Source organism: Mycolicibacterium neoaurum, from assembly GCF_036946495.1.
Taxonomy (GTDB): Bacteria; Actinomycetota; Actinomycetes; order Mycobacteriales; family Mycobacteriaceae; genus Mycobacterium; species Mycobacterium neoaurum_B.
Genome location: NZ_JAQIIX010000002.1, coordinates 2,905,791 through 2,931,699, shown reverse-complemented (window position 1 = coordinate 2,931,699; position 25,909 = coordinate 2,905,791). Strand labels below are relative to the sequence as shown.

24 protein-coding genes are annotated in these 25,909 nt (G+C 66.5%); 3 read left to right on the top strand and 21 right to left on the bottom strand.

What is annotated here, in order from left to right; translation table 11 throughout:
• Window positions 1–123 precede the first annotated feature (123 nt).
• From PGN27_RS19500 to PGN27_RS19465, 8 genes are all read right to left on the bottom strand, one after another.
• Entirely contained in the window at window positions 124–549 is a 426-nt protein-coding gene (locus tag PGN27_RS19500; RefSeq protein ID WP_335327591.1) for a RidA family protein, read from the bottom strand.
• A complete protein-coding gene (locus PGN27_RS19495) occupies window positions 539–2,137 on the bottom strand; it encodes a gamma-glutamyltransferase family protein (protein ID WP_335327590.1) in 1,599 nt (532 codons plus the stop codon). The genes PGN27_RS19500 and PGN27_RS19495 overlap by 11 nt, the downstream gene beginning before the upstream one ends.
• The gene (locus tag PGN27_RS19490) at window positions 2,137–2,520 is read right to left on the bottom strand and encodes a Rieske (2Fe-2S) protein (protein WP_335327589.1); all 384 of its coding nucleotides are present in this window, start codon (window positions 2,518–2,520) and stop codon (window positions 2,137–2,139) included. The genes PGN27_RS19495 and PGN27_RS19490 overlap by 1 nt, the downstream gene beginning before the upstream one ends.
• The gene (locus tag PGN27_RS19485; protein ID WP_335327588.1) at window positions 2,517–3,986 is read right to left on the bottom strand and encodes an aldehyde dehydrogenase family protein; all 1,470 of its coding nucleotides are present in this window, start codon (window positions 3,984–3,986) and stop codon (window positions 2,517–2,519) included. Before PGN27_RS19485 ends, PGN27_RS19490 begins: the two co-directional genes overlap by 4 nt.
• Entirely contained in the window at window positions 3,983–5,227 is a 1,245-nt protein-coding gene (locus tag PGN27_RS19480) for an NAD(P)/FAD-dependent oxidoreductase (RefSeq protein WP_335327587.1), read from the bottom strand. The genes PGN27_RS19485 and PGN27_RS19480 overlap by 4 nt, the downstream gene beginning before the upstream one ends.
• Window positions 5,224–5,568, bottom strand: a complete 345-nt coding sequence (locus tag PGN27_RS19475) for a Rieske (2Fe-2S) protein (protein ID WP_335327586.1) — start codon at window positions 5,566–5,568, stop codon at window positions 5,224–5,226. The genes PGN27_RS19480 and PGN27_RS19475 overlap by 4 nt, the downstream gene beginning before the upstream one ends.
• Before the next feature lie 58 nt (window positions 5,569–5,626).
• A complete protein-coding gene (locus PGN27_RS19470) occupies window positions 5,627–6,346 on the bottom strand; it encodes an iron-containing redox enzyme family protein (RefSeq protein ID WP_335327585.1) in 720 nt (239 codons plus the stop codon).
• 194 nt (window positions 6,347–6,540) lie between these two features.
• Window positions 6,541–6,993, bottom strand: a complete 453-nt coding sequence (locus PGN27_RS19465; protein WP_335327584.1) for a GlcG/HbpS family heme-binding protein — start codon at window positions 6,991–6,993, stop codon at window positions 6,541–6,543.
• A 203-nt stretch (window positions 6,994–7,196) separates the two neighbouring features.
• On the opposite strand from PGN27_RS19465, the gene PGN27_RS19460 reads away from it, so the two are divergent.
• Window positions 7,197–8,876 carry a PucR family transcriptional regulator gene (locus PGN27_RS19460; protein ID WP_418888622.1) on the top strand — a complete coding sequence of 560 codons (1,680 nt, stop codon included), beginning with the start codon at window positions 7,197–7,199 and terminating at the stop codon, window positions 8,874–8,876.
• A 4-nt stretch (window positions 8,877–8,880) separates the two neighbouring features.
• On the opposite strand, the gene PGN27_RS19455 is transcribed toward PGN27_RS19460, so the two are convergent.
• Window positions 8,881–10,275 (bottom strand): MFS transporter, encoded by a 1,395-nt coding sequence (locus tag PGN27_RS19455; protein WP_335327582.1) that lies wholly within the window; start codon window positions 10,273–10,275, stop codon window positions 8,881–8,883.
• Between the two features lie 322 nt (window positions 10,276–10,597).
• Between PGN27_RS19455 and PGN27_RS19450 the strand changes: the two genes are divergently transcribed.
• A complete protein-coding gene (locus PGN27_RS19450) occupies window positions 10,598–12,175 on the top strand; it encodes a hypothetical protein (protein WP_335327581.1) in 1,578 nt (525 codons plus the stop codon).
• Complete coding sequence (locus tag PGN27_RS19445; RefSeq protein WP_335327580.1) at window positions 12,175–12,843, top strand: YoaK family protein; 669 nt, start codon at window positions 12,175–12,177, stop codon at window positions 12,841–12,843. Before PGN27_RS19450 ends, PGN27_RS19445 begins: the two co-directional genes overlap by 1 nt.
• 137 nt (window positions 12,844–12,980) lie before the next feature.
• On the opposite strand, the gene PGN27_RS19440 is transcribed toward PGN27_RS19445, so the two are convergent.
• From PGN27_RS19440 to rplB, 12 genes are all read right to left on the bottom strand, one after another.
• Window positions 12,981–15,332 carry an arylsulfatase gene (locus PGN27_RS19440; RefSeq protein WP_335327579.1) on the bottom strand — a complete coding sequence of 784 codons (2,352 nt, stop codon included), beginning with the start codon at window positions 15,330–15,332 and terminating at the stop codon, window positions 12,981–12,983.
• Window positions 15,333–15,401: 69 nt separating this feature from the next.
• Window positions 15,402–17,066 carry an ABC transporter gene (locus PGN27_RS19435; RefSeq protein WP_335327578.1) on the bottom strand — a complete coding sequence of 555 codons (1,665 nt, stop codon included), beginning with the start codon at window positions 17,064–17,066 and terminating at the stop codon, window positions 15,402–15,404.
• Window positions 17,063–18,556: a glycosyltransferase gene (locus PGN27_RS19430; RefSeq protein ID WP_335327577.1), complete on the bottom strand. Its 1,494-nt coding sequence runs from the start codon at window positions 18,554–18,556 to the stop codon at window positions 17,063–17,065. Before PGN27_RS19430 ends, PGN27_RS19435 begins: the two co-directional genes overlap by 4 nt.
• Window positions 18,557–18,593: 37 nt before the next feature.
• Window positions 18,594–20,597 carry a hypothetical protein gene (locus PGN27_RS19425; RefSeq protein WP_335327576.1) on the bottom strand — a complete coding sequence of 668 codons (2,004 nt, stop codon included), beginning with the start codon at window positions 20,595–20,597 and terminating at the stop codon, window positions 18,594–18,596.
• A 56-nt stretch (window positions 20,598–20,653) separates the two neighbouring features.
• Entirely contained in the window at window positions 20,654–22,171 is a 1,518-nt protein-coding gene (locus tag PGN27_RS19420) for a hypothetical protein (RefSeq protein ID WP_335327575.1), read from the bottom strand.
• 356 nt (window positions 22,172–22,527) lie between these two features.
• On the bottom strand, window positions 22,528–22,824 hold the full coding sequence (gene rpsQ / locus PGN27_RS19415) for a 30S ribosomal protein S17 (RefSeq protein WP_019514053.1): 297 nt from the start codon (window positions 22,822–22,824) through the stop codon (window positions 22,528–22,530).
• Between the two features lie 3 nt (window positions 22,825–22,827).
• Window positions 22,828–23,061: a 50S ribosomal protein L29 gene (rpmC, locus tag PGN27_RS19410; protein ID WP_023985334.1), complete on the bottom strand. Its 234-nt coding sequence runs from the start codon at window positions 23,059–23,061 to the stop codon at window positions 22,828–22,830.
• On the bottom strand, window positions 23,061–23,477 hold the full coding sequence (gene rplP / locus PGN27_RS19405; RefSeq protein ID WP_019514051.1) for a 50S ribosomal protein L16: 417 nt from the start codon (window positions 23,475–23,477) through the stop codon (window positions 23,061–23,063). The genes rpmC and rplP overlap by 1 nt, the downstream gene beginning before the upstream one ends.
• A 1-nt stretch (window position 23,478) precedes the next feature.
• Complete coding sequence (rpsC, locus tag PGN27_RS19400; protein ID WP_335327574.1) at window positions 23,479–24,312, bottom strand: 30S ribosomal protein S3; 834 nt, start codon at window positions 24,310–24,312, stop codon at window positions 23,479–23,481.
• Window positions 24,312–24,773, bottom strand: a complete 462-nt coding sequence (rplV, locus tag PGN27_RS19395) for a 50S ribosomal protein L22 (RefSeq protein ID WP_019514049.1) — start codon at window positions 24,771–24,773, stop codon at window positions 24,312–24,314. Before rplV ends, rpsC begins: the two co-directional genes overlap by 1 nt.
• Window positions 24,773–25,054, bottom strand: a complete 282-nt coding sequence (gene rpsS / locus PGN27_RS19390) for a 30S ribosomal protein S19 (protein WP_019514048.1) — start codon at window positions 25,052–25,054, stop codon at window positions 24,773–24,775. The genes rplV and rpsS overlap by 1 nt, the downstream gene beginning before the upstream one ends.
• A gap of 12 nt (window positions 25,055–25,066) precedes the next feature.
• Window positions 25,067–25,903: a 50S ribosomal protein L2 gene (gene rplB, locus PGN27_RS19385; protein WP_335327573.1), complete on the bottom strand. Its 837-nt coding sequence runs from the start codon at window positions 25,901–25,903 to the stop codon at window positions 25,067–25,069.
• Window positions 25,904–25,909: the final 6 nt, after the last annotated feature.

The window sequence follows — 25,909 nt, the reverse complement described above, 5'->3', positions numbered from 1 at the left end:
TCCCTGCGGCAATCCCGAAAAGGCACACGGCACAACCGGTCAGCCGTGCACAGTGTCCAGATATGAAGCCAATGTTCCGTATCGCTGCGCGCCGCGCACGGTTGTGCGATCATGACCGGCTCGCTAGCCCACCGCGGCGACGAGTTGCACTTCCACCGGGGCTCCCGACGGTAAGGATGCCACCCCGATCGCACTGCGGGCCGGTGTGTTTCCCGGGCCGAGAACCTCGGTGAGTGCTGCCGTCGCGCCGTCGGCCACCGCGGTCAATGACGTGAAGTCGGCAGTGCATGCCACGTACACCGTCATCTGCAGACAGCGGATATCGCCGGTGCTATCAGACTGCACCGACCGCACCGCGGCCACCGCGTTCCGCGCAGCCAACCCCGCGGCCCGGTAGGCGGTCTCGACGTCCAGGTCGGCGCCGACCGTACCTGCCACCTGAAGCACGCCTTTGCGGCGCGGCGTCATGCCTGCGGTGTAGACGATCCCGGCGTGCAGCACCGCCGGTACATAGTCGCCCTGCGGTGGCGGCGCTTCGTCATTCGACACCGAGCGCCACGCCTTCCTGGCGGGGGTCGGCAGCGCCGCTGAGGACGCCGCGGTCATCCAGCGAGATCAGTTGGGCACTCCCGCCGGCGCCCCATTCCGGCTGTAGCACCACCCGATGACCCAAAGCGGTCAGCTCGGCACGGACCGACGCCGACACCGAAGGCTCGACGCGCAGCTCGTCGGGCGCGCCGAGGACGTCGGCGTCAGAGCCGGGGAACACGGTGAACCGCGGTGCGGCAACTGCTTCGGCGGCATCGAGTCCGTGATCGAGAACATGGGAGAGCAATTGCATGTTCCACTGCACCTGACCGTCGCCGCCAGGAGTGTTCCCGACGTGCAGCAACCCGCCGCTGTCGTCGGTGACGACCCAGGCGTTCAGGGTGTGCAGCGGTTTGCGCCGCGGTGCGACTTCGTTCGGGTGCCCCGGGATCAGGTAGGCGCCGCGGCCCAGCCGGTTGTTGAGGACCACACCCGTGCCCGGCACCGTGAACTTGGCACCGAAGGTGAATGCCAGCGAGTGGATGAAGCTGACCGCGCGTCCGTCGGCGTCGACGGCCACCGTCGAGGTGGTATCCCCCGAACCCACCGATATCGGCCCACGCGCCTCGGTTCGTTCATCGAGGTCGCGCCGCTGCATCATGAGTCGCTCTGCGCCGAGAACATAGGCGGCGCCCGCATTGTCGCTTCCGCACAGCTCGAGCCGATCGGCGAAGGACAGCCTGGCGGCGCGTGCCAGCCTGTCGATGGCCCCGCTGCTCAGCCACCCCTGGAATCCGACGACACCATCGCACAGCGAGGCCTGCTGCAGAACCATCCACCCGGGGGTGGGCAGTGGCGTCAGGTGCACGGTGGCGCCGGCATAGCGACCGGTGAGCGCGGGTTCGACGGCCGCGACGGCACCCGCGGCCCACTCGTCGCCGGAGAACGGTGCACCGCCATCCTGCAGCGCGGCGACGGCTCGTTCGGCGAAAAGACCGGTATAGAAGCCGTCCGGGTCGAGCGCAAGCGCGCGGATGGTGGAGGCCAGATCCGGTTGCGTCAGTCGGTGCCCGACAGGCGCCGGAATCGCGTCGCGGGTGTAGACCGCAGCCAACCCCGGGTCCCTGACGATGGCCATAGACGCGACGGCGACATCAGCGGCGGTGCGCGCCGAACACGGCAGTCCGCCTTCGGCGATCCGTGCCGCCGGCGCCCACAGCGCCGACAGCTCCCGCGTGCCACCGACTCGGTGCAGGGTGGCGAGCGCGGCCGGGGCACCCGGCACCGCCACCGCCAGCGGACCGTCCAGCGGAATCGCCGAACGGCCCTGTGCGGCATAAAACTCCGGTGTTCCACCGTCCGGCCCGAAGCCCGATCCGTTGACTGTCCATACCCGGCCGTCGGGTTCGCGGACCACCGCGAACGCGTCACCGCCGATACCGCATTGCCCGGGCAGGGTGAGCCACGACATCGAGGCCATCGCCAGCGTCGCATCGACGGCGTTGCCGCCGTCGGCGAGCACCCTGGCCCCGGCCAAACTCACCGCCGGATGACTGGAGCTGACCATGCCGGCGCCCGAAAGGGCTGACGGGCGTGCCGCGTCGGCCATCAGACGTCCCGGCGGGCTCGGCGGGTGGGACCGGCCGGCGCCTCTCCCGGCGTCACACCGACGAAGATCTCACCGTCGCGCTCCTGACACGGAAAGGTCTTGATCGGCTCGGTCGCCGGCGGACTTATCGGTTCGCCGGTCTCCAGATCGAAAGCGCTTCCGTGACAGGAACACCCGATACCGTCGTCACGCAGTTTGCCCGAGGACAACAGACAATCGAGGTGGGTGCAGTAGTTGGAGGTGGCATAGGCTTTACCGTGTAGCCGGGCCACCGCGAACTCGTGCTCGCCGGCATAGAACCGGCGCACGATACCTTCGGGAACCTGACCCGACCGGGCGACCCGGACGAATTCTGTTGCAGTTTGCTGGATCTGTTCGGTCATGACGTTCCCGTCCTAGGTGTGCCGGAGGTCAGGTACACGGTCTTCTCGTTGAGGTAGAACTCCATCATCGACGCACCCGCCTGCTCCTTGAAGGTGCCGCCCGACGACGCTTTGTAACCACCGAAGGGCGCATTCATCGCCATTCCCGTGGTGGGCTGGTTGATCTTGACGAGACCCGTCTTGGACCGCCGCGAGAACCGCTGGGCGACAGCAAGGTCGTCGGTGACGATCGCCGCCGACAGCCCGAACTCCGTGGCATTGGCCAGTTCGATCGCCTCATCGAGATCCACAGCGCGCTGCACGGCCACCATCGGCCCGAAGACCTCCTCGTCAACTATCCGCATCCCGGCCCTGGCCTCGGTGAAGACAGCGGGCCGGACGAAGTACCCGCCGGGCTCCCCACCGGGAGTGACCGCCTCACCGCCGCAACGCAGCGTCGCGCCCTCGGCGATACCGGCCTGCAGGTAGGACCGGAACTTCTCGAACTGTGCGGCGCTGGCCAGAGCGCCCATGTCGATACCGGGTTCTGCGCCCGGCCCCACCTTCATCGCCCCGGCGCGCGCGATCAGTGCGTCGACCACGGCATCGTGGTTGGCGCTGGTGACGATCACCCGGCTGGTTCCGGTGCAGGCCTGGCCGGACAACCCGAACGCACCCTTGGCGATCAGGGCCGCGGCCCGCTCCGGATCGGCATCCTCGGCAACGATCACCGGATTCTTGCCGCCCATCTCCAACTGCGCCCGGCGGTGGGGGCCCACCTGGGTGTGGATGGCCCGGCCGACGCCTGTGGATCCGGTGAAGGTGATGGCCGCGACCCGCTGATCGGCGGTCACGGCGGCCCCGGCCACGCCGTCACCCTGCACCAGCGCGATCACACCCGGAGGCAACCCGCCGGCGAGCAGGGCCTCGACCAGCCGCTGACCCATCAACGGGGTCAGTTCGGAAGGCTTGAACAACACCGGGTCCCCGACCGCCAGCGCCGGCCCGAGCTTGCGGGACGGGATGTTCAACGGGAAGTTCCACGGCGTGATCGCCCCGACGATGCCAACGGGTTCACGCAGGGTGTACACCAGGTCGGCACCGGCCGTCGGCAACGTGACACCGCAGGCGCGGGTCGCCTCGGCGGCGTAGAACCGCAGATTGGACGGCGTACGGCTGACCTCCATGGCGGCCTCGGCGCGGGTCTTACCCTCCTCGCGCACCAGCTCGGCGATCAACTGAGGACCGTGGGATTCCAGCTGTGCGGCAGCGGCTTCCAGGATGGCGGCCCGCCGTTCGGGAGCCGTCTCCGCCCATTCCGCGGCAGCGTGGGCCAACCCGTCGACGGCGGCGGTGACATCCTCGGCTCCCGATGCCGGGAAGGTGCCGATGAGGTCTGCCGGTTCGGCCGGATTCACCCGGGTGAAGGTGGCACCGGACCGCGCCGGCACCCAGGACCCGCCGATGAAATTACGCCCCTCGATCATGCCGGTACCTCCTCGTTGTGGTCGTCGGTCTCGTCGCTGTAGGCCAGGTCCCACAGGTCGATGTCTTCATCACCGAGTGCGTCGGCCTCGATGGGCCGGCCGAGCAGTTCGCGGGCCACCGAGATGTCCTCACCCCGATCGATACTGAGTGCACCGCACAAATGGGGACCGTCGAAATAGAAGGCGGTGAAGTCCAGTGCGTCGCGGTCACCGCGCAGTACCGGTGTGCCCCGAATGGCGCCCAGGCTTTGGATGTTGTGGCCGAACTGATCCGACCAGAACCAGTGCGGGTCATCATTGACCGCGTCCCGGCCCAGCATCGTCCCGGCGACCGCCACCCCCTGGCGGCTGGCATTGTCGAAGTGCTCGACCCGGACGTGCCGGCGGGCCCTATCCGAGAAGCGCTGCGCGACATCGCCAGCGGCATAGACGTGCGGCACCGTCGAGCGACCGGCGGCGTCGACGACGATCCCGTCATCGACGTCAAGGCCGGAGGCCAGCGCCGAAGCGGTATTGGGCGTGATGCCGATCCCGATCACCACCAGGTCGAATTCCTCGGCAACACCGTCACTGCTGACCAGCACCGACTCAGCGGTGGTGCGCACCTCGGTGACCGATGCCGAGGTACGTACGTCGACACCGTTATCACGGTGCAAACTGGTGATCACCATGCCCATGTCGGCGCCGAGAGCGGCGGCCAGCGGCACCGGCGCGGTCTCCAGCACCGCTACGGCGACACCCGCCGTGACTGCTGTGGCGGCGAGCTCGAGGCCGATGAATCCGGCACCGACGATGGCCAATCGGCGGCCGGGACGCAGTTGCGACGCAAGTCGGGTGGCGTCGTCGAGGCTGCGCAGGTAATGCACGAGGTCTGGTCGCGGCCCCGGGACCGTGAGCCGCCGCGGGCTGCCGCCGGTGGCGAACAGCACGGCGTCGGCGGCGATCGGCCGATGACCGGCCAGTTCGACGCGTCGCGTGGCGGCGTCGACCCGGGTCACCGTGGTGCCGGTGATCAGCTCGACTTCATTTGCCTCGCGCCACTTCTCGGGCAGGATCCACAGGGAATCCGTGGTCTCGGTGCCGGCGAGGAACTCCTTGGAAAGCGGTGGTCGCTGATAGGGGGCATATGGCTCGTCGCCGACGAGAAGGATCCGGCCGTCGAATCCGTGCCGGCGCAGATTGCGCGCGGCGACGGCGGCCGTCTGGCCGGCGCCGACGGTGACGATCGTTTGTGGCGTCATGCGCGTGCCCCCTCACCGGTGCTCGCCTCGGCGTGCTGCGCAGGCACCATGTCGATGTAGACGGTGCCGTCATCGATACGCACCGGGTAGGTCGGCTGGCAGAGATCCTGATCGGCCTCGTAACCGGTCTCCAGGTCGAACTGCCACTGGTGGCCCGGGCAGATCACCTTCCCATGGAGCAGGGTGCCCTTGAACAGCGAACGATCTTGGTGCACGCAGAGATCGGCGAAGGCGTACACCCGACCGTCGGCCTGGAACAACGCGACGGCCACGCCGTCGATCTCGATCCTCAACTTACGTCGCCTGCCGAGGTCCTTCATGGTGGCCACAGCTGTCCACATGTGCTCTCCCTTTCGGTCGGTTCGGCGCGGTCCGGCGGGCGGACCGCACCGAAACCGGTCAGACCGCGGCCGGCTCCAGTTCCGGTGCGACATAGGTGTCGTAGAGACCCTTGGTGTAGGAGAACCGCATCTCGGCACCCCAGCGCACCATCTGCAGGCAACGCTGCTGCAACTGCGGGGTGTCGGCGTGGTCGAGCACGATCTGATAGCCGCGCTCGCCGTGCACCACGTCGGAGGTGATGTGCAGGTCGAAGAATTCGATCTCGTCCTCGGTGAACTTGTACACCTCGCGCAGCGGCACGATCTGCTTGGTGTAGATGCTGGGCACCTGCGACTCCAGACCCACCACCAGCGCTGCGGTTGCCACCACGAAGTGTTCGCGCGCCGAGACCGCGTAGCACCACGACTGCAGACCGCGGGTGATCGCGTTCATGTTGTTCGGATCTTCGATGCGTTCCTTGGTGGTGCCACAGGCCTCACCGAACTTGATCAGCAGGTCGGTGTGTCGGATATCGGCCAGTTCCTCCTCGTACATGTTCTGCAAGGTGAAATCCTTTGCACCCGTGTACTCGTCGGGGGTGTTGGCATAGATGTTCGCCAGGTAGTCGGCGAACGGCCCGACGTAGTGGAAGTGGTTCTCGGCCCAGCGTGCGAAGTGGTGGCGCTGCAGCTGCCCCTCGGCCCACGCTTTGGAAAACGAGGCGTTCTTGGCCTCTCGGCCCTTGATGGCGTTCTCCAGTTCGGCGCGGAACTCCTCGCGGCCCAACAGTTCGGTCATGATGGGGGTCCTTTCGATGTGCGATGCAGACGCCGACGGATGCCGATGTCTGATGATGCGATGGGGCTGCAAAACGTCGCAGCATTGCGAAGTCCGCTCTCTGCACCAGCGACGTTAGCCAGGCGGTCGCGGTTGCGACATGGACAACATCACCGCCGATGACGGGCAGGACGGGTCATGCTGCACAGTGGTTCTCAACGACTGCCGATGGCCGCGGTGAGCGCCTCGAATTCGGCGAGGACGGCGGCACCAACGGCCTTGTCCTGCGCGCCGTTGCCACCGCTGATGCCCACACCGCCGACGATCTGCCCGTCGAACAGCAACGGGAATCCACCGACGAACACTGCGAACTTGCCGGGCAGCATGTGGCTGATGCCGAAGGCCTCGTTGCCGGGAAGCGCCGGGCCGTCGGGCGCCTCGTTGAACAGATGAGTCGCCCGCTCGTGACCCGCCGCAGTGAACGCCTTGGCGATGGAGATATCGACGCCTGTCAGCCGGGCGCCGGGAAGCCGGTGCAAGGCAAGAACATTGCCTCCATCGTCACAGATGCACAGGGTCTGCTTGACGCCGATCTCCTCTGCCTTGGCCCGCCCCGCGGCGAGCAGGGGCAGGGCATCGTCGAGGGTGATCCGGTAGATCTGGTGCATGGCGGCTGACTCCTGTGATCGGTCGGTGACTGGCGGTGCGCCTGGTCAATGTCTACCGAGGACCGCGCCCGCACGCCCTGGTCACAATGTCCGCATTTCGCGCGACATCAGGGTCAAACTGCACATAGGGTTGGAGCCATCGGCGGTGTGATCGTGGTCGAGCGAGCCTCCGCCGCCCGGTGTATGCGTCGCACACTGCCGAGATGAGGGATATGACACCAGCGCACCCGCACGGCGATCGGATGACCGTCGCAGGACTGCTCGACGAATCGTTGATGTCCGGCGCCAGGGTGGTTGCCGGACAGGATCACCTCGACCGCGAATTACATTGGGTTCTACCACTTTCAGAGGTGCTTTCTCGCCACGAGGCGCTCGACGGGGTGGCCGTGTACGCCCGCCCCGAAGCGCTCCTGGGCAGTGCCGGCGCGCTGGCCGCACTTGCGGCGCGGGGAGCGACGACGCTCGTCGTGGACAACTCGGTTCCCGCTGACTTCCCGGCCGTCCTGCCCGCCGGCCTGGTGGTGATCGAGATGGCCTTCCCGGTCGGATTCACCGCACTCAACCGCCTGCTCGCCGAGCGTGCGCTCAGTCAGGAGGTGCACGTGATGCGCTATGCCACGCACGTGCATGCCTCGCTGGCCGGGCTCTTCCACCGCGGGGCAGGGCTGCAGATGCTGGTCCGAGAGGTGTCCAATCTCGCCCGCAACCCGGCGATCGCGCTCGATGCCCGTGGACACATCGTGGCGCACAACGGCTTGACTCCCGAGATCGCCGCCGGCCTGACCGAGGCCATCGTCCCGCTGCTCACCGTCGATCTGCCTGCCGCAGCCAGATTGTCGGCACACCATGACACCCGCGTCGAACAACTCGACGATCCACTGGGCACCCGCTGGACCGCCATCTCCACCGCCATCAGGCTGGGCAAGGCGTTCGAGGGCTGGGTGGCCATCGTCATTCCGCATTCCGAACCGGGGTCCCACGAGCTGGCACGCCACATCGTGGTGACCGAGCAGGCGACCGCAATCATCGGTTCGGAAATGCTGCGCCAGCACAGTATCGACGAGGCCGAGGAACGCGCACGTGGAGACTTCGTGCAGGCACTGGTACACGGCCACTTCTCCAGCGAGCACGATATGCGCACCCGCGCCGAGTACCACGACGTCGACATCGATTCGCACTTCGGGGTTTTCGTCGCGCCGGGCGTGGTGCCGCACGGCGTCGACAATCCGGCCGCGAGCATGGTCCGGCTGGCCCGTTACGCCGCCAATGTCGCACCCGATCCGGCGGTGCGTTCCTACGTCACCGTGCTCGGCGACGTGCTGGTGGTCGTGCGGTCGCTACGCGGACAGGATGACGACGAACGACGCCGGGAGATGGCACACTACGCGGGCGCGATGGCCTGCGAACTGGAGAATCGCCGTGGCGCCGCGGTTGCGGTGTCCTACAGCAGACCGGCCTCGGGCGCGCAGGCCGTCTCGGGCAGCTACCGCGAGGCGCGGATCGCGCTGGGCATCGCGCGTCGGCTCCACCTCACCGGGGCCATCTCCTATCAGGATCTGCGCAGCTTCACCGTTCTCGCGGAGGTGGCCGAGACCGATCAGAGCCGTGCACTGGTCACCGATATCCTCGGCCCACTCCGCGCGGCTCCGGATCTGCGCGAATTCCTGACCGGCTATCTGGCCAACGGGGGCAACGTCAACGCGACCGCCCGCGCGCTGAATGTGCACCGTAACACCATGCTGACCAAGCTGGACCGGGTGTCCCGGACGATCGGCATGGACATCCGGCTACCCGACAACCAGTTCACCGTCTGGTTGGCCATCAGGCTCGATCTGTTGACCGAGGTGCACGCCGCCGTCGACCGAGAGGCCAGCTTTCGCTGATGTACTACCGCTGGGGAACGGGGTCCGGCCCGAGGAACGAACCGAGCAGGCCCAGCACCGCCACCCCGGACACCATGGCGAACGCCAGCACGTATCCGGTCGTGCTGTGCAGGCCCAATGCGACCGCCACCCAAGCGGCCCCCATCGCCGATCCGCCGAACCGCACCAGGTTGAACAGACCGAGACCGGTACCCTGCGCGCCGGCCGGTGAACGGGTGGCCCCGGTGGCGGCGGGCGTCTGCACGAAAGCGGTGCCGATACCGATCACCACCAGGATCGCGGTGATACCGGCCGGTCCGGCCGGGGTATCGATCCAATCGCGGCCGACGGCGACGGCGAGCAGTGCCTGCCCGAATATCAGCAGGCACAGGCCTGCACGGAGTACCCGGCGGGCTCCGAGGCGGTCCAAGTACCGGCCGACCAGCGGCCCCAGGATCACCATCGAAGCCGGGATCGCCAGCAGCACCAACCCGGCCACCGACCCCGACCGCCCTCGATCGACGACATAGAGCGGCACCGCGAGCAACGTGGCACCGAGACTGAACATGAAGGCGAATGCGCCCAGCGTGCTACGCACGAAACGCGGTTCGGCCACCAGGCGGACATCGACGAAGGGATCGGGTACCCGCAGGCAGTGCCACCCGAAGAAGGCCAAGGCCAGTACAGCTGTCGCCACAGCCCCGAGCACCACCAGCGAGACGCCCTGCGCCGGGACCAGCGCGAGCCCGAGGATAAGCAACCCTGCCCCCAGCGTCAGCGCACACGCGCCAAGAGCGTCGAAGGGCATCCGGGTGCCCGGGTGCCGCGGAATGTGCAGCAGCGTTCCGATCAGACCGGCCAGCGCGACCGGTACCAGCGGCACGAAGACCCACCGCCACCCCCAGCCGTCGGCGATGAACCCGCCCATCGTCGGGCCGATCGCTTGCCCGATCCCGTTCACCGACGCCCAAAGCCCAACCGCCCTGCCGCGCCGATCACCGGCGAACAGCCACGTCAACAGTCCCAGGACGGCTGGCCCGAGCGCCGATGCGGCGGCTCCGCCCAGGCATCTCCACAGGATCAACAGCTCCAGTGACGGCGCCGTCGCCGCGCCCACCGCGCAGATCGCGGTGGCAATCATGGAGGCGCAGTACACCCGGCGCCGACCGAACCGGTCCCCGATCCAACCGACGAGCGGCATCGTCGCTGTGAAGGTGAGCAGGAATCCGACCACGACGAACACACCGCTGCCGAGCGGCGCGCCGAAATCGGCCAGGATCGCCGCCATCGGCACGTTGACAACGTTGTTGCTCACGGTGCCCACCAGCGTCCCGGACAACAGCGCGGCCAGGGCCAGCGGCGTGCCGGCGGGATCGGGGGCCGACGGAGGCGTCGATTCCCGGCTGTCTGTATCAGTCATCGCAGTTACTGTCCCACCACCGGCCCGGGCGGGGTGTCCTCCGCCAGGGTCACACTGCCCTCGAAGCAGGCGCGCGCATGGTCACCCTGCACAGGACGCGCGCGGACGCAACCGCGCCGAGGGGAGGCCCGGTTCACCGTCGACAGCGAATTTTAACTTCTGCGAAACACCGCGACATCAAGATGACAAGGTCAGAACACGTTGCACAGCAGCGCGTGCACACCGTTGTGCACTGTGTGCGTTGACCCCGCGGCCCGACGCGCCGAGCATTCCCCCATCAAACTGCACAGCCCACGAGCAGTTGTGACTGAAAAGACCCGCGATGGACATTCACCTCAGTGCCGCACATTGGATCTACCTCGCCGGAATAGTCGTCATCCTGCTGACAATGGCACTCCGCAAGAACATCCTTGTGCCGTCGGTGATCGCGACTTTGCTTACGGCCTGGGTTTTTTCGGGGAGCATCGTGACAGGTCTGGCGTCGATCTTCAACGCCAGCCTGGTGGCGGCACACGAGTTGTTCAACATCTTCCTGATCATCGCCTTCGTGACCGCGATGCTCGGAGCGCTGCGCGAGATGGGTGCCGACCGGCTGATGGTGACCCCGTTCCGCCGGGTGATGCGCGCAGGCACAAGTAGTTTCGTGATTCTGGCCATCGTGACCTATGTGATTTCGCTGTTCTTCTGGCCCACTCCGGCGGTGCCCCTGGTGGGTGCCGTGCTGATACCGGTGGCGATCCGTGCCGGGCTGAGCCCGTTGTCGGTGGGCATGGTCATCGCGATCGCCGGTCAGGGCATGGCGCTGTCCTCGGATTACATCATCAAGGTCGCACCCGGGATCTCGGCCACAGCCGCGGGCGTGGACACCGACAGCGTCGCCGACAAGGCGATGGTGCTATCGCTGATCGTCGGTCTGATCGCCCTGGCGATCACCTATCTCACCCAGCGCCGGACCTGGCGACAACCATCCCCGGACCTGCTGGTTGCCTGGGAGAACAAGGCCGACAAGTTCGGGGTGAGCGGCGGCGAGAGCGCACCGGCGGATGGCGGCTCCGCAGCGAGCCGCGTCGCCGATACCTCCCCGGCGCCAGGTGGCGTTGCCACGGCATCGGCAGGGACTGCGGGGATGGCGGCGCCAACCGCGACCGTTGTCCTCGACCAGGCACCCGTCCAGCCTGTCGAACCATCGAAGACACTGTCGGCCAAAGCTTTCGCAGTGGTCGTGCCGTTGGCCTACCTCGCTTTCATCATGTATCTGCTGCTGGGTAAGTTCACCAGCCTGGTGCCGCCACTGCAGGGCGGCGATGCCGCCGGAATCGTCGGTGGCATCGCTGCGATGCTGCTGTTCGCCGCTTGTGTCACCAATGACAAGCGGACATTCCTGGAAAGCTCGTCGACACATATCGTGGACGGCCTGGTGTTTGCCTTCAAGGCAATGGGCATCGTGTTGCCGATCGCCGGCTTCTTTTTCATCGGTAACGGTGACTTCTCGGCGCAGATTCTCGGAATGCCTACGGAGGCAAAGGGGCCGGCGCTACTGTTCGATCTGATCAATGCGGCGCTCGCCAATGTCGCGCCCAACGCCTTTCTGGTTGCCTTCACCGTGCTGTTCGTAGGTGTCATAGCCGGCCTCGAGGGATCGGGCTTCAGCGGCCTACCGCTCACCGGATCACTGGCGGGCGCGCTCGGCGGGGCGGCCGGAGTCGATCCGTCGACACTGGCAGCGATCGGTCAGATGGGCAATATCTGGTCCGGCGGCGGCACATTGGTCGCGTGGTCGTCGCTGGTGGCCGTGGCCGGCTTCGCCCGCGTGCCGGTACTGACGCTGGCCCGAAAGTGTTTTGTGCCCGTCATGTCCGGCCTGGTTCTGTGCACCGTCGCGGCCGTCCTGCTGTTCTGATGGTGTCTGCGGACCATCGTCAGTGGGCGGCACTGGTCGCGACCATCGTGCTGACCTACGTGACCGGCGTCGTCGATGCTGTCGGCTTCCTGGCCTTGGATCGGGTGTTCACCGGGAACATGACGGGCAACATCGTGATCCTCGGTATGGGCGTCGCAGGCGCCGACGACCTGCCGGTCCTGGGCCCAGCGATTGCGCTGGCGGCCTTCACCATTGCGGCGTTCCTCGCAGGTTTGGTCCTACGGGCGAGGCCGAAAGGATGGCAGCACCGGGTCACCGTGCTGCTGACCATCGGCGCGGTGACGCTTGCGGCACTGAGTGTGCTCGGCGGGACTGACGCGCACAGCGGAGCGGTGCTGCAGATAGTCATGGCCGCCGCCACCGCTGCGGTCATGGGTTCGCAGGCGATGGTGGCCCGCGCCGTCGCAGTCGCCGATATGACGACCGTCGTGGTGACCTCGACGCTGGCTTCTTTGGCCGGTGAAACGTGGACCACCCGCGGCGGAGGTGTGCTGCGGAACCGTCGATTCGCCGCCATCGCAACGATATTCGTCGGAGCCGTGACCGGGGCGCTGCTGGTGAAGTGGCATATCAGCGCACCTTTCGCATTGTCTGCCATCCTGACCGGCGCCGTCGCCCTCCTCGGCCACCGGCATCTGGTGGGCTGAACCGGGCGCAGCGATTCCGTACTTCGACGACCGGCACACCGAACCGACCCGTGAGGTCCCCGCGACCTGACCGCCGAGACCACGGTTTGTGGCCATCCTTCGTACAGATGGCGCGACAAACCGTAGTGTCGCCGCAGCTAGTCCTTGGCGAAGGCGCGGGCGAGCTCCCGCTCCGCGTCGAGATAGGGGGTGCCGGAGATGTCGACCACCACCTTGGCGATCGTCCCGCCGGTGAAGGCGAACGGTGCCGAATAGGCGCCGGACACAGCCTGCCCGGTATTGCTGCCGACCTTGATCCCGCCGCCGGAAAGCCCGAAGCTGCCCGGATGGGTGCGCACCCCATCGGCCTGACCGACGATGTCGTCGTCGACATAGAGCGACACCTGCCCGACCGGGGTGTGACTGCCCTCGACCGTGCCGGTCCGCTCGTATCGGACGCCGAAAACATGGCTGCCCAACGGGATCGGCGCCTGAGCGGTCACCCGTTGTTCGTCCTCGCCCATGAAGTTGTAGACGTATTGCAGAAGGCCGTCCTGGACGAACAGCACATGCCCACCGTGACCGGCGCCCTGCTTGAAGAGCACTCCTTCAGCGTCGGCGGTGTCCACGGCGACCTCGGCCAGGACCGAGAACGACTGGCCGCGCAGTTCCGGGGCCGCACCGAGACCGACCTCGGCGTTGTCCGGGTAATAGACGAAGTTCGTACGCCCCTTGGACAGCAGCGGCCGCCATCTCCCGAATGTCTCGAAGATGTTCAGATCCCCCAGCGGCAGACCGTTGTACTTGGCCGCCTCGGCGAACCACAGTTGCTGCAGTTCGGCCAGCTTCTCCGGGTTCTCCGCCGCCAGGTCACGGCACTGGCTGCGATCGGAGTCGATATGGAACAACTCCCAGCGGTCGTCGTCGAAATGTCCCCACCCCGCCGGTGATGCCGCGTGCACGGTGTTGGCGAACCAGCCCTCATGCCAGATCCCCCGGGTGCCCAGCATCGCGTAGAACTGGGTGCGCTTGTCGGTCACGGCGTCGGGATCAGCAAGAGCGGACTTGAAACTCACACCGTCGAGCGGCTTCTGCGCGATACCGCCGACCTCGGCGGGCTCGGTGATGCCGAGCAGGTCGTACACGGTGGGGGTCACATCGCAGACGTTGATGTACTGATCACGAACAGCGCCGTGAGCATCAATCCCCTTGGGCCAGGAGATGATCGCGCTGTCGGCGATACCGCCTTCGTGGGATGCGTAGCGCTTGAACAGTTTGTAGGGGGTGTTGAATGCCATCGCCCAACCGATCGGGTAATGGTTGTAGGTCTGCGGTCCGCCCAGCTGGTCATAGAAACGCAGGCTTTCGGCAACGGTATCGATGTACCCGTTGAAGAACTTCACCTCGTTGACCGATCCGTTCGGTCCGCCCTCACCGCTGGCGCCGTTGTCGGAGATGACGACGATGATGGTGTTCTCCAGCTGACCGGATTCCTCAAGATAGTCCAGCACACGGCCGATCTGGGCATCGGTGTAGGACAGAAAGCCGGCGAACACCTCGGCCATCCGGGCGAACAGCCGCTTCTCCTCGTCGTCGAGGCTGTCCCACGGACGCACAGTGTCCTGCGCCGGCCACGCCTCTCCCCCTGGCCCGGTGACGTCGAGATAGGGATTCATCGGCGACAGCTCGGTGTCCTGCGGGACGATACCGAGTCGTTTCTGATTGGCCAGCACGATATCTCGGTACTTCTCGTACCCCATGTCGAAGGCGCCGGCGTACCTGTCGGCCCACTCCTCGAACACGTGGTGCGGAGCGTGCCCGGCACCGGGGCACAGGTAGGTGAACCACGGTTTGTCCGGCGCGATGGCCTTGGAATCCCTGATGAATTCGATGGTCTTGTCCGCCAGATCCTTCGACAGGTGATAGCCCTGTTCGGGAGTGGCAGGCGGGGTGACGGGGTGGTTGTCGTACACGAGATCCGGATACCACTGATCGGTCTCGCCGCCCATGAACCCGTAGAAGCGCTCGAAGCCGCGCCCCAGCGGCCAATGCCGTTTGGTGGCGGCAAGGTTGGATTCCTCCAACGGAGTCAGGTGCCACTTCCCGACGGCATAGGTGTTGTAACCGCGCTCGGCGAGCACCTCCGACAGCAGCGCGGTATCGCGGGGAATACGACCGTTGCAGTTGGGGAACCCGTCGGTGAACTCCTCGATGGTGGCCATACCGACCGTGGTCGCGTTGCGGCCGGTGAGCAAGGAAGCGCGCGTCGGGGAACACAGTGCGGTCGTGTGGAACTGAGACAACCGCACACCCTTGTCCGCAATCCGGCTCATGGCCGGCATCTCGACAAGACCGCCGAAGCAATCCCAGGTGGCAATGCCGATATCGTCCCAGACCAGATACAGGACGTTGGGCGCATCCTCCGGTGCGGTGGGTGCGGCGTAGGGGCCCCAGTCCGGTTCCGAGTCGCGAATGTCGAGCGCGATCGTGCCCTTGAATTCAGCGGTCATCGGCCCTCCCGGGGATCGGCATCGACCGGAGAGTACACCCGCGCCGCTCGCGGCGCGGGTCAATCGATCTCAGGCCGGCTCGTTGACCCGGTACAACCGCCAATCAGGCTGCCCGTCGCCGTCGTTGGGAATCTCCAGCTCCAGTGTCGCCACCTCGGCACCGGTGTCGTAGAGCGTGGGATACCGCAGATTGAGCGCGTCCGAGGCGCCCCGGCCGATTGGTGGCACCGCCAACAGATACTCGATACCATTCGCGACCGGGTCGTTGAGCAGCTCGGTGAAATCCGGGTCGGACGGGATGACGAACACCGTGGGCCGGTCGGTGGCGGCCAGCACGCCGAACCCGTAGACGGTATCGGTGATGACGGAGCTCTCGGGGAGGCCAAGGGAATCCAGATACTCGGCGATGCGCCGCTCGGTGCCGAAGGTCCGCGCGATGCGTTGCTCGACGGCCTTGCGCGCGCTGACATCGTCGGGCTGCGGATTCAGCACCGCCCCGAGACCGTACTCCTGCGGCGCATAATCCGGTTGGCTCATACCGAACACCGTGACCGGGATACCGACGGCCAGCGTCGCCGCGACCGCGATATAGGGTGCCGCAGAACGGCGGCGGGCGGTCGGAGCAGCAACTGCAGCGATCGGAGCATAGCGACCGCGTCGTTTCGCCGGGGCGAGCACGCCGTCAGGCACACCGAGCAGAGCCAGGGTGGCCGCCATCGGGATCGCGATGATGAAGAACCGCAGGAACGGAAACGTCGATCCGTTCGCATAACTGAATGCCTGGAACCCCAGCACGGCACCGTACATCCCGAGCGGGACCACCAGCATCGGCCAGCGGGGGGTCCCCCAACGTTGCATCGTCGCCCACAGCAGCAGCGGAATCAGCGTCGGGGCGAGCAGCATGACGCACGCGGCGGCGAACCCGATACCGTCGGCGAAGTTCGGTGCGGTCTGGCCGGACTGTTCCAGGATCGCGGCATTGCCGTACTGCGAGGTGAATTGGGCGAACGCTTCCCCGGTGATCAACCAACCCGCCGCTGCCCAGCCGAGGAATGCCGCCACGCCCGGTCCGCTGACGATCAGCATGTCCAGCACGGCCCGACGTAGCCGCGGCGCGGTCCTGGCCCGCAGATAGGTCGTGGCACCGACGATCACACCGGCCGCACCGACCGACGCCAGCGCGTCATAGCGCGTCAGGTAGGCCAACCCCATCGCGATACCACCCGCGGCGACGAGGTGGTGGACATCGTCGTCGACCATCCACATGATGAGCCGGCGCACCGCCCAGGTCATGAAGAAGATGAACGGCGCCTCGCTCATCCCGTTGGATCCGTAGAACACGATCATCGGGTTGAGGGCGAACAATGCGGTGATCGTCAGCGAATAGCACCGGGGCAGACCACGGTCGGCACCCATGCTGAACATCTGCACCGCCGCTCCGGCCATGAACACGCTCGACATCAACGTGCCGGAGAAGGCGCGTTCGGCGAGCTCGGTCCAGATGCCGCTGAACAGGATGGCCGGGATCTGCACCATCGCCGCCACCGGGGTGAAGATGAAGCCGATGGCCGCCAAGTGCGGATCGCGGCTGAACAACACCGCCTGTGTGGATGCCACTCGGGACAGCGTGTCGCCCATGATGTAACCGTGCCGGACCTGCAGCCACCAGCCGACCCCGAGATACACGATCCCGGTCACGGCGAAGATGCCGAACTTCAGCCGCCGGTTCGTCACGACGAGCCGACCACCTTTTCGTGTGCGGTCTTCTCGTCGGGCTTCTCGGCCAGTCCGTGGAAGGTCTTCTCCCAGAACGACGGTTGCCGGATCATCTGATAACAGCCCTTGGCCGCGGCGATACTCATCATCACCCAGAACAACGGGACCGTCAGCGCCGCGTGCAGCAGGTCGGCGCGGTCATCCTCGCGCAGCGCGATCATGTTCATGTACATCACGGTGAAGTTGCCGATGATCATGGCGACGAGAGCCGGGAAATAGATCAACGGCGGGAAGACGCTGCCGACGACGGCCGGTTGCCCGAGGAACCACAGTGCGGTGATGAACCAGAACAGCAGGTTGAGCACCGCGATGACCGGCGTGCCCGCCAGCACCAAGGTGAACCGGATGAACGCGCGTAACCCCAACGTCCGGAACAGCTTCACCGGTCGGCGGATGTGCACCAGCCAGGTCTGCAGATAGCCCTTGTACCAACGGGACCGCTGCCGGACCCAGTTGATCGGGTCGCTGTTGGCCTCCTCGAGGGTGTAGGAGTCGATGACGGCGGTGCGCATGCCGTGCGCCGCGATGCGCAATCCCAGATCGGCATCCTCGGTGACGTTGAAGGGATCCCATGCCCCGATGTCGACCAGCACGTCACGGCGCAGATGATTGGATGTGCCGCCCAACGGGATCGGTGAGGTGCTCACCATCATGCCGGGGAGCAGATAACCGAACCAGAGTCCGTACTCCGCGGTGAACCATGCGGTGAGCAGATTCTGATGCCCGTTGTGGTAGACCAACTTGGCCTGTATGCAGGCCACATCCTCGGGCAGATCGCGGAACGCCGCAACGACCCGGCGCAACTGCAGCGGTTCCGGCAGGTCCTCGGCGTCGAAGATGGTGACGATGTCCCCGGTGGCGAAGTGCAGGCCGTAGTTGCACGCCTTGGGCTTGGTCCGCGGGTCGGCGGGTGGAACGAGAAGGATGGTGATGATGTCGGATTCGCCGCACGCCTCGGCGGCGTCGATGGTCACCTGATCGTCTGCCTCCAACAGCAGCAGTACCTGCAGCTTGTCCCGCGGATACTCCAGCGCGTCCATCGCCCCGATCAGGTCGGCGACCACCTCGGGTTCGTTGTAGGCGGGCACCAGGATGGTGTAGCCCGGTAGCTCGGTATCGGGGATCGCGCGGGCGATATCGTCGGGGACCGCGATCGGGCGGGACGCCAGACCGCGCCGGAAGATCAGCACCCGGTCGCCGAGCGTCACCAGATAGGCGGCCGTGCACAACCCGATCAGCACGACGGTGGTCTGCATCGGCCGCCAGATCGCCAGCGCGACGACCAGGGCGAGCATCGTCAGCAGCACCGGCTTCTGCCATCCGAGCAATGGTTTCGACGCCGATGCGCGCGGGTCGTCATCGCGCAGGCCGTTGATCGCCGTGTTCAGCGCATACTGCCGCTGCTCATCGGTCACGGTCTGCGCGTCGAGGATCTCGCGTACCTTCATGGCCGGGTCCCGGGATCGTCCGGACGTGGCGACATGCTCACGACGCGTCCGCGGCGCCCCGAGATCGGCGCGCTCGTAGCAACAGCAGTCCCGCCCCGATCACCACCACCGCCGTCGCGGCCGCGCCGGCGAGCAGGTACCGCGAACTGTTATCGGCCGCGGACACTGCATCCGGTTGCGCCGACTCGGGCGTGGTCAGTTGGATGACATCCCGGCCGGGCACCGCGATCAGGGCGTTGCCACGCAGACCTGACCAGCGCATGACGTCGGTATCCAGCCACTGCAACAGCCGGTCCAACTCGCCCGGTGCATCGGATGATGTCGCGACCAGCAGCGTCCGTCCTCCGCTGTAGAGGGCTTGCAGCGACCCGAATCCGACCTGCGGGTCGAGCGCCAAGGTAGTGGATTTGCCTGTGCCGTCGACATTCTCGACGGTGATCACGCCGTCGGCGCCCACCGAGACGGGCAACGTCACGTTGTCGGTGTCCCAACCGTCGGCGCTCACCACGACCGCCGGGTTCGCCGACGCGATGGCGGCGTCGGTCGATACCACGGCGGTGTCGAACGGCAGGCTACTGAGTCGCTGCAGACCGGTCATGATCGACACCGCCCGCCGCAGGTCGGCGAACTCCACCGAGGTGCCATCGCCGACGCCGATCTCGACGCGCGGCATCAACGCCTGGGGCAACGACTGGAAGCCCAGCGGTGTCGGCGGATCGGCGGGCGCGCTTTCCACCGCACTCTCACCGTCGATGGTCAACGTGATGGGCTGGAACTCACCGCACCGTCCGGTGTTGCCCGCGGCGTTCACCTCGACGTCGAGGTTGGTGTACCGCTCCAGGAGTCGGTTGGGCACGTTCACCCAGCGATCGATCGCGCCGGCGGACTCGGTCGGCCATCGGTCGAGCACCTCCCCGCGCACACTGACGACGACCTGGCCGGCGAGGCCAGACGGAAGCGGTGTGTACGAGCCCTGCAGATGCACACGCACATCCTCGACCGCGCGGCCTAGACGGGTCTGGTCCAGCGGAATGCTCACCTTGGGGTTGACCAACGCGGTGGCGTTGACGCCCGGTTGGCCCAACCCCCGGATGGTGGTGTGGTCGCTGGGCAGGACGGGTGCGGCAGACAGCGGGCCGACGACGGCGGCGGACTGGACGGCCAATCGGGCCAGGTCGCTGGACAACAACCGGGTCTGGTTGGCCAGATCGCCCGCGCTGCCCGAAACCGACAGCGCGCGAACCGCGTTCGTCCCGATCAGCGCGAGCCGTGCGTCCCCGCCCTCGCGCACGACGATCTGTCGTTCGAGAGGCTGAGGCGCCGGCACCGCGGTGCCGTCGTTCTCCACGAGTTCGACCTCGATGCGCTGGGTGCCGTACCTGGCGACGGTCGCGGTGGCAAGCTTGAGTGCCGCATCGGATTCCGCCGAGGACGGCTCGCGCGGAACGAAGATCGTCAGTTTGCGCAGAATCGGTGGCAGGAATTCGGCCACCGAGATCGGCGCCACCTCCTGGCCGGCATACCGGACCTCCGCATCACCGAGGCGCAGTGGATTGTCAGCCTCGAATACGCAATTGCCCTCCGGCAGGGTGAGGAAACTGTGTAGTTGTACGGTCACCGCACTGTCGACCACCCGAGCACCGATCAGCGGAATGGCAAATCGGCCGTCGTCGGCAGGAAGCGGCACCCGCGAGACGACGCGGTCGTCCTGGATGACCTCGATCGTGCCGCCGAGCGCGTTGACCGGCAGGCGCGCGGTCACGTTCAGTTCGGTCGGTAGCAGCCCGGCCTGCACCGGGATCGACACCGTCTGTGTGCCTTCTGCGCCGTACAGCGTGATGGTCGGATCACCGCCGAGTACGCGCAGGCTCAGCGAGGGTGAGTTCGCCAACGATGTCTGGGCTTCGGGTTCGGGTTCGGCCGAAGCGATCGCCGGTAAAGCCAGCCCGCCGGCGAGCAGGACGGCGGCGGGCACCGCCAGCAGACGCGGCAACCTCCGAATGCCGTGGCCGACTTCGGCGTCGTCCCGTGTTGAACTCATCGAACTCCCCATCGTGCGTGGATATCTGTCGGGCACCCGAGAATCGTCGGGTCTGGTCATGGGAACTGCGCCGTCACCAGCGACCTCGTGAAACTCAGCAGCATGTCCTCGTCCTTGAAGACGGGCGTGCGCTGATCCAGGACACCGTTACCACGGAACAACAGGGTGAACAGCGCCCCGATATTGGACGCCACACTGGTCGACGGCGTCGGGAAGGGCGCATCTGCATCGTGATTGTCCACCGCGAACACCGATACGCGCTGCGCCAGATCCTTGTCTCCCCAGGCAAATTGGATTGAGTTCCAGGTCACCAGCAGCCTGTCGTCGACCACCGAGACCAGCCGGCCCTGCACCCCGTGCCCGAGGTCGAAATATCGCGGCTCGCTGATGCGCGCGCTGGTCAACCTGTACAGCACCCGGCCCGGGTAGACGTCGAGGCTGAACGGTCGCCGGGTCACCGTGCTGTCCACCACGAGGGTGCGCGGGCGCGAGAGCTTGTCCCACCGGGCCGTACCGACATTCGCGACGAGGTACTGGCGGACCAGCGTGGCGCCGTCGCCGTAGAGCCGGTCGACATCGGTGAACTCCTGCTGTTCGGTGACCGTCCACCCGTACGGCGCGGTCAGCCCCCGGCCCGGCTCCAACGGGCCCGGCGCCGCGACGGCGACGGGTGATGTCGAGGTCCCGCTCGGCAGTTGGCACAGCGCCAGTGCCACCGCGGTCACCACCACCACCGGGACGCCCACCCAGACCTGCCGGGACGCCAGCGGTTCCACCTCACGGTCGAGGATCTTCTTCGGTGCGCCGCGGCGGGCCTGCAGGAACATCAGTGTTCCCACCACGCAGATGGCGGTCACCGCAGGCACTTGCTGGTAGACGAACATCGGCGCATCGGGGAAGGCGAGCTCGATGGTGATCAGCACCGCGAAGCCGACCGCCCAGGCCCGCAGCGACCCGATCACCCCGCGCCGCCAGGTCCGGCCGACCGCCACGGCGGTGCCGATCGCGGCGACCAACAGACTCGCCGCCCCGGCCGCGAAGGCACCGCCGCCGAGCAGCACCACCACGATGTAGTAGGGCAAGGGAAGCGCCATCAACAAGATGCCCCACACCCACGCGAACCGGGTGACCGGTCGCAGCCCGAAAAGCACGACGCACGAACCGGATAGGAACAACCAGGCCGCGACGACATCGAGCCGCAGCAGGTGGAAGTACAGGGCATAGCGGTCGAGCAGCTGGGATTCGATGACGACGGCGAGCACCAATGCCATACCGCCGGTGATGATGTCGGTCTGGCGATCGTGGATGGGAAGCTCGGTGCGATGCCGACGGGCGACGGCGATCGCCACCAGGACGGAGACGATCGGCACCGTCCACATATAGCCGCCGAGACCACCGGCGGCCGTGGTGTGGGCCAGGCTGATCATCGAGTCGTGGAACGCGAGGATGAACAACGCCAGGATCAGTCCCCAGCGCAGCGTCGCCCGGAATGCCGGATGCAGATCGTAGTACCGCTCCAGGAACGGTTTGGGTTCGGCCGCGGCGACTTCCGCGGCCGCTGTGGAGGTGTCCATCAGCCGGTCAGCCCGGTGATGCCGTGCGCTTACCGGCCTGTTTGTCGCTGCGGCGACACCGCCGCACCGACCCCGTGGCCACCTCGAAACTGCACGTCATGAGCGCGATGCTAGGTCAGATAACCGGTGTAGACGCCGATTTCGTTGAAGTAACAAAAACTTGACGTCGACATGCAGTTACAGCAAAGCGATCCCGATCGCTGTAACCCTGCCTTGAAACGGATAACCGCCCTTGCACACCACTCAGGCAAACCCAGGTCGACACGCCGGATATCGAATGGGCCTGCTAATGCACAGATCCCCGATACCGCGCTGCGGTACCGGGGATCTGGATGCCAAAAGCGTTGGCGTCGAGGCTACTTGGCCTTCTCGAGGACCTCGACCAGGCGCCAGCGCTTGGTCGCCGAGAGCGGGCGGGTCTCCATCAGCGAGACGCGGTCACCGATACCGGCGTCCCCGTTCTCGTCGTGGGCCTTGACCTTGCTCGTGGTCCGGATGATCTTGCCGTAGAGCGGGTGGCTCTTGCGCGACTCGAGCTCGACGACGATGGTCTTCTCCATCTTGTCGCTCACCACGTAGCCGATCGCGGTCTTGCGACGGCCACGGGGCGTCTCGGTGGCCGGCGTGTGGTTGGGGCCTTTAGTGTCTGCCATGTCTTACGAATCCTCACCAACAGGTCCGGAAGCCAGACCCAGTTCACGTTCACGCAGCACGGTGTAGACCCGTGCAATCTCCTGGCGCACCACACGCAGCCGACGGTTGTTGGTCAGCTGGCCGGTGGCCATCTGGAAGCGCAGGTTGAACAGCTCTTCCTTCGACTCACGCAGGCGCGTGGTGAGCTCTTCCTCGGTGAGCTCACGCAGTTCGCCAGGCGAAACTCCCACTGCCATCAGAACTGCTCCTCTCGGGTCACGATGCGTGCCTTGATCGGCAGCTTGTGGATCGCGCGGGTCAGCGCGTCCCTGGCGATCTTCTCGTCGGGGTAGCTCAGCTCGAACAGCACCCGACCCGGCTTGACGTTGGCGACCCACCACTCGGGCGAACCCTTACCCGAACCCATGCGGGTTTCGGCAGGCTTCTTGGTCAGTGGGCGGTCCGGGAAGATGTTGATCCAGACCTTGCCGCCACGCTTGATGTGCCGGTTGATGGCGATACGAGCGGACTCGATCTGCCGGTTGGTGATGTAGGCGTGCTCCAGAGCCTGGATGCCGTAGTCACCGAAGCTCACCGAGGTGCCGCCGCTGGCGGTACCGCGCTGCTTGGGGTGATGCTGCTTGCGGTGCTTGACCCTGCGGGGGATAAGCATGTCAGCTCCCTGAATTCTCTGGGGTGGTTTCTGCGGGCGCCTCGGCTGCTGCCGTGGTGCCCGCCGTGTCATCGCTTGCGGCCCGGCCGGCCTCGGTGCTCGTCGCGGTGGTGCCCGATGCGCCACTGCGGCGCGGACGGGTGCCCGACGGACGATCACGACGCGGACGGTCGGCGGCCGGCGCCGCGGCGGTCAGCTCACGCTTGCCACCGACGATGTCGCCCTTGTAGATCCAGACCTTCACGCCGATCCGGCCGAAGGTGGTCTTCGCCTCGTAGAGGCCGTAGTCGATATCGGCGCGCAGCGTGTGCAGCGGGACTCGACCCTCGCGGTAGAACTCCGAACGGCTCATCTCAGCACCGCCGAGGCGACCCGAGCACTGCACCCGGATGCCCTTGACGTTGGGCTGACGCATGGCCGACTGGATGGCCTTGCGCATCGCGCGACGGAACGCCACACGATTGGACAGCTGCTCGGCGACACCCTGTGCGACCAGCTGGGCGACGGCCTCGGGCTGCTTGACCTCGAGGATGTTGAGCTGAACCTGCTTGCCGGTCAGCTTCTCCAGGTCGGTGCGGATACGGTCGGCCTCGGTGCCGCGGCGGCCGATCACGATGCCCGGACGCGCGGTGTGGATGTCCACCCGGACGCGATCGCGGGTGCGTTCGATCTCCACGTCGGCGATGCCGGCGCGCTCGAGACCGGTGGCCAGCAGACGGCGGATGGCGACGTCTTCCTTGACGTAATCCGCGTACTGCTTGTCGGCGTACCAGCGGGACTTCCAATCGGTGGTGATACCGAGCCGGAAGCCGTGCGGGTTGATCTTCTGGCCCACTACTCCGAGCCCTCCTTCGAATCGGTGGCCTTCGCAGCAGCAGCCTTACTGCCCTGCGCACGACGGGTACGCGCGGTCGAGGTCGACGCGCCACCCTTCTGCTTGGGCGGACGGCTTTCCACGATCACCGTGATGTGGCTGGAGCGCTTGCGGATCCGGAAGGCACGCCCCTGGGCGCGCGGACGGATGCGCTTGGCGGTCGGGCCACCGTCGGCGAAGATCGTCGCGACCACGAGGGTCGACGGGTCCAGGCCGTCGTTGTTCTGCGCGTTGGCGGCCGCGCTGGCGATCACCTTGGCCACCGTGGTGCTGGCGTCCTGCGGTGCCCACCGCAGGATGTCGAGCGCCTCGGCCACGGACTTGCCGCGGACCAGGTCGATGACCCGGCGCGCCTTGGTCGGCGAGAACGGCACGAAGCGTGCCACCGCCTTCGCGGACGGATACTCAATTGCAGTAGTCATTACCGGCGCTTCGCCTTCCGGTCATCCTTGATGTGACCCTTGAACGTGCGGGTGGGGGCGAACTCGCCCAGCTTGTGCCCGACCATCGACTCGGTGACGAACACCGGCACGTGCTTGCGACCGTCGTGGACGGCGAAGGTGTGACCGATGAAGTCCGGGATGATGGTGGACCGGCGCGACCAGGTCTTGATGACCTGCTTGCTGTTCTTCTCGTTCTGGACGTCGACCTTCTTGAGAAGGTGGTCGTCGACGAACGGGCCCTTCTTGAGGCTGCGTGGCATCGCTATTTACTCCTAGCGCTTCTTGCCGGTGCGCCGGCGACGGACGATGAGCTTGTCGCTCGCCTTGTTGGGCTTGCGGGTGCGGCCCTCGGGTTTACCCCAGGGGCTCACCGGGTGGCGGCCACCGGAGGTCTTACCCTCACCACCGCCGTGCGGGTGATCGACCGGGTTCATGACGACACCACGGACGGTGGGGCGCTTGCCCTTCCACCGCATACGACCGGCCTTGCCCCAGTTGATGTTGGCCTGCTCGGCGTTGCCGACCTCGCCGACGGTGGCGCGGCAGCGCACGTCGACGCGCCGGATCTCGCCGGACGGCATACGCAGCGAGGCGTAGGTGCCTTCCTTACCGAGCAGCTGGATGCTGACACCGGCGGAGCGGGCGAGCTTGGCGCCGCCGCCGGGCCGCAGCTCGACGGCGTGGATGACGGTACCGGCCGGGATGTTGCGCAGCGGCAGGTTGTTGCCGGGCTTGATATCGGCGTTCGGCCCCTGCTCGATGACATCGCCCTGCTTCAGGTCCTTGGGGGCGATGATGTAGCGCTTCTCGCCGTCCAAGTAGTGCAGCAGCGCGATGTTCGCGGTGCGGTTGGGGTCGTACTCGATGTGCGCGACCTTGGCGTTGACACCGTCCTTGTCGTGACGACGGAAGTCGATCAACCGGTAGGCACGCTTGTGACCGCCACCCTTGTGACGAGTGGTGATGCGGCCGTGCGCGTTACGTCCACCCGTGCTGTGCAGCGGACGGATCAACGACTTCTCCGGAGTCGAACGAGTGATCTCGGCGAAATCGGAGACGCTCGAACCGCGACGACCCGGGGTCGTCGGCTTGTACTTGCGAATTGCCATTTCTAA

Coding starts and splice junctions, on each gene's coding strand:
- PGN27_RS19495 (WP_335327590.1), bottom strand. CDS start 2,137: ATGGCCGACGCGGCACGCCCGTCAGCCCTTTCGGGCGCCGGCATGGTC.
- PGN27_RS19490 (WP_335327589.1), bottom strand. CDS start 2,520: ATGACCGAACAGATCCAGCAAACTGCAACAGAATTCGTCCGGGTCGCC.
- PGN27_RS19485 (WP_335327588.1), bottom strand. CDS start 3,986: ATGATCGAGGGGCGTAATTTCATCGGCGGGTCCTGGGTGCCGGCGCGG.
- PGN27_RS19480 (WP_335327587.1), bottom strand. CDS start 5,227: ATGACGCCACAAACGATCGTCACCGTCGGCGCCGGCCAGACGGCCGCC.
- PGN27_RS19475 (WP_335327586.1), bottom strand. CDS start 5,568: ATGTGGACAGCTGTGGCCACCATGAAGGACCTCGGCAGGCGACGTAAG.
- PGN27_RS19470 (WP_335327585.1), bottom strand. CDS start 6,346: ATGACCGAACTGTTGGGCCGCGAGGAGTTCCGCGCCGAACTGGAGAAC.
- PGN27_RS19465 (WP_335327584.1), bottom strand. CDS start 6,993: ATGCACCAGATCTACCGGATCACCCTCGACGATGCCCTGCCCCTGCTC.
- PGN27_RS19460 (WP_418888622.1), top strand. CDS start 7,197: ATGAGGGATATGACACCAGCGCACCCGCACGGCGATCGGATGACCGTC.
- PGN27_RS19455 (WP_335327582.1), bottom strand. CDS start 10,275: ATGACTGATACAGACAGCCGGGAATCGACGCCTCCGTCGGCCCCCGAT.
- PGN27_RS19450 (WP_335327581.1), top strand. CDS start 10,598: ATGGACATTCACCTCAGTGCCGCACATTGGATCTACCTCGCCGGAATA.
- PGN27_RS19445 (WP_335327580.1), top strand. CDS start 12,175: ATGGTGTCTGCGGACCATCGTCAGTGGGCGGCACTGGTCGCGACCATC.
- PGN27_RS19440 (WP_335327579.1), bottom strand. CDS start 15,332: ATGACCGCTGAATTCAAGGGCACGATCGCGCTCGACATTCGCGACTCG.
- PGN27_RS19430 (WP_335327577.1), bottom strand. CDS start 18,556: ATGAAGGTACGCGAGATCCTCGACGCGCAGACCGTGACCGATGAGCAG.
- PGN27_RS19425 (WP_335327576.1), bottom strand. CDS start 20,597: ATGAGTTCAACACGGGACGACGCCGAAGTCGGCCACGGCATTCGGAGG.
- PGN27_RS19420 (WP_335327575.1), bottom strand. CDS start 22,171: ATGGACACCTCCACAGCGGCCGCGGAAGTCGCCGCGGCCGAACCCAAA.
- rpsQ (WP_019514053.1), bottom strand. CDS start 22,824: ATGGCAGACACTAAAGGCCCCAACCACACGCCGGCCACCGAGACGCCC.
- rpmC (WP_023985334.1), bottom strand. CDS start 23,061: ATGGCAGTGGGAGTTTCGCCTGGCGAACTGCGTGAGCTCACCGAGGAA.
- rplP (WP_019514051.1), bottom strand. CDS start 23,477: ATGCTTATCCCCCGCAGGGTCAAGCACCGCAAGCAGCATCACCCCAAG.
- rplV (WP_019514049.1), bottom strand. CDS start 24,773: ATGACTACTGCAATTGAGTATCCGTCCGCGAAGGCGGTGGCACGCTTC.
- rpsS (WP_019514048.1), bottom strand. CDS start 25,054: ATGCCACGCAGCCTCAAGAAGGGCCCGTTCGTCGACGACCACCTTCTC.
- rplB (WP_335327573.1), bottom strand. CDS start 25,903: ATGGCAATTCGCAAGTACAAGCCGACGACCCCGGGTCGTCGCGGTTCG.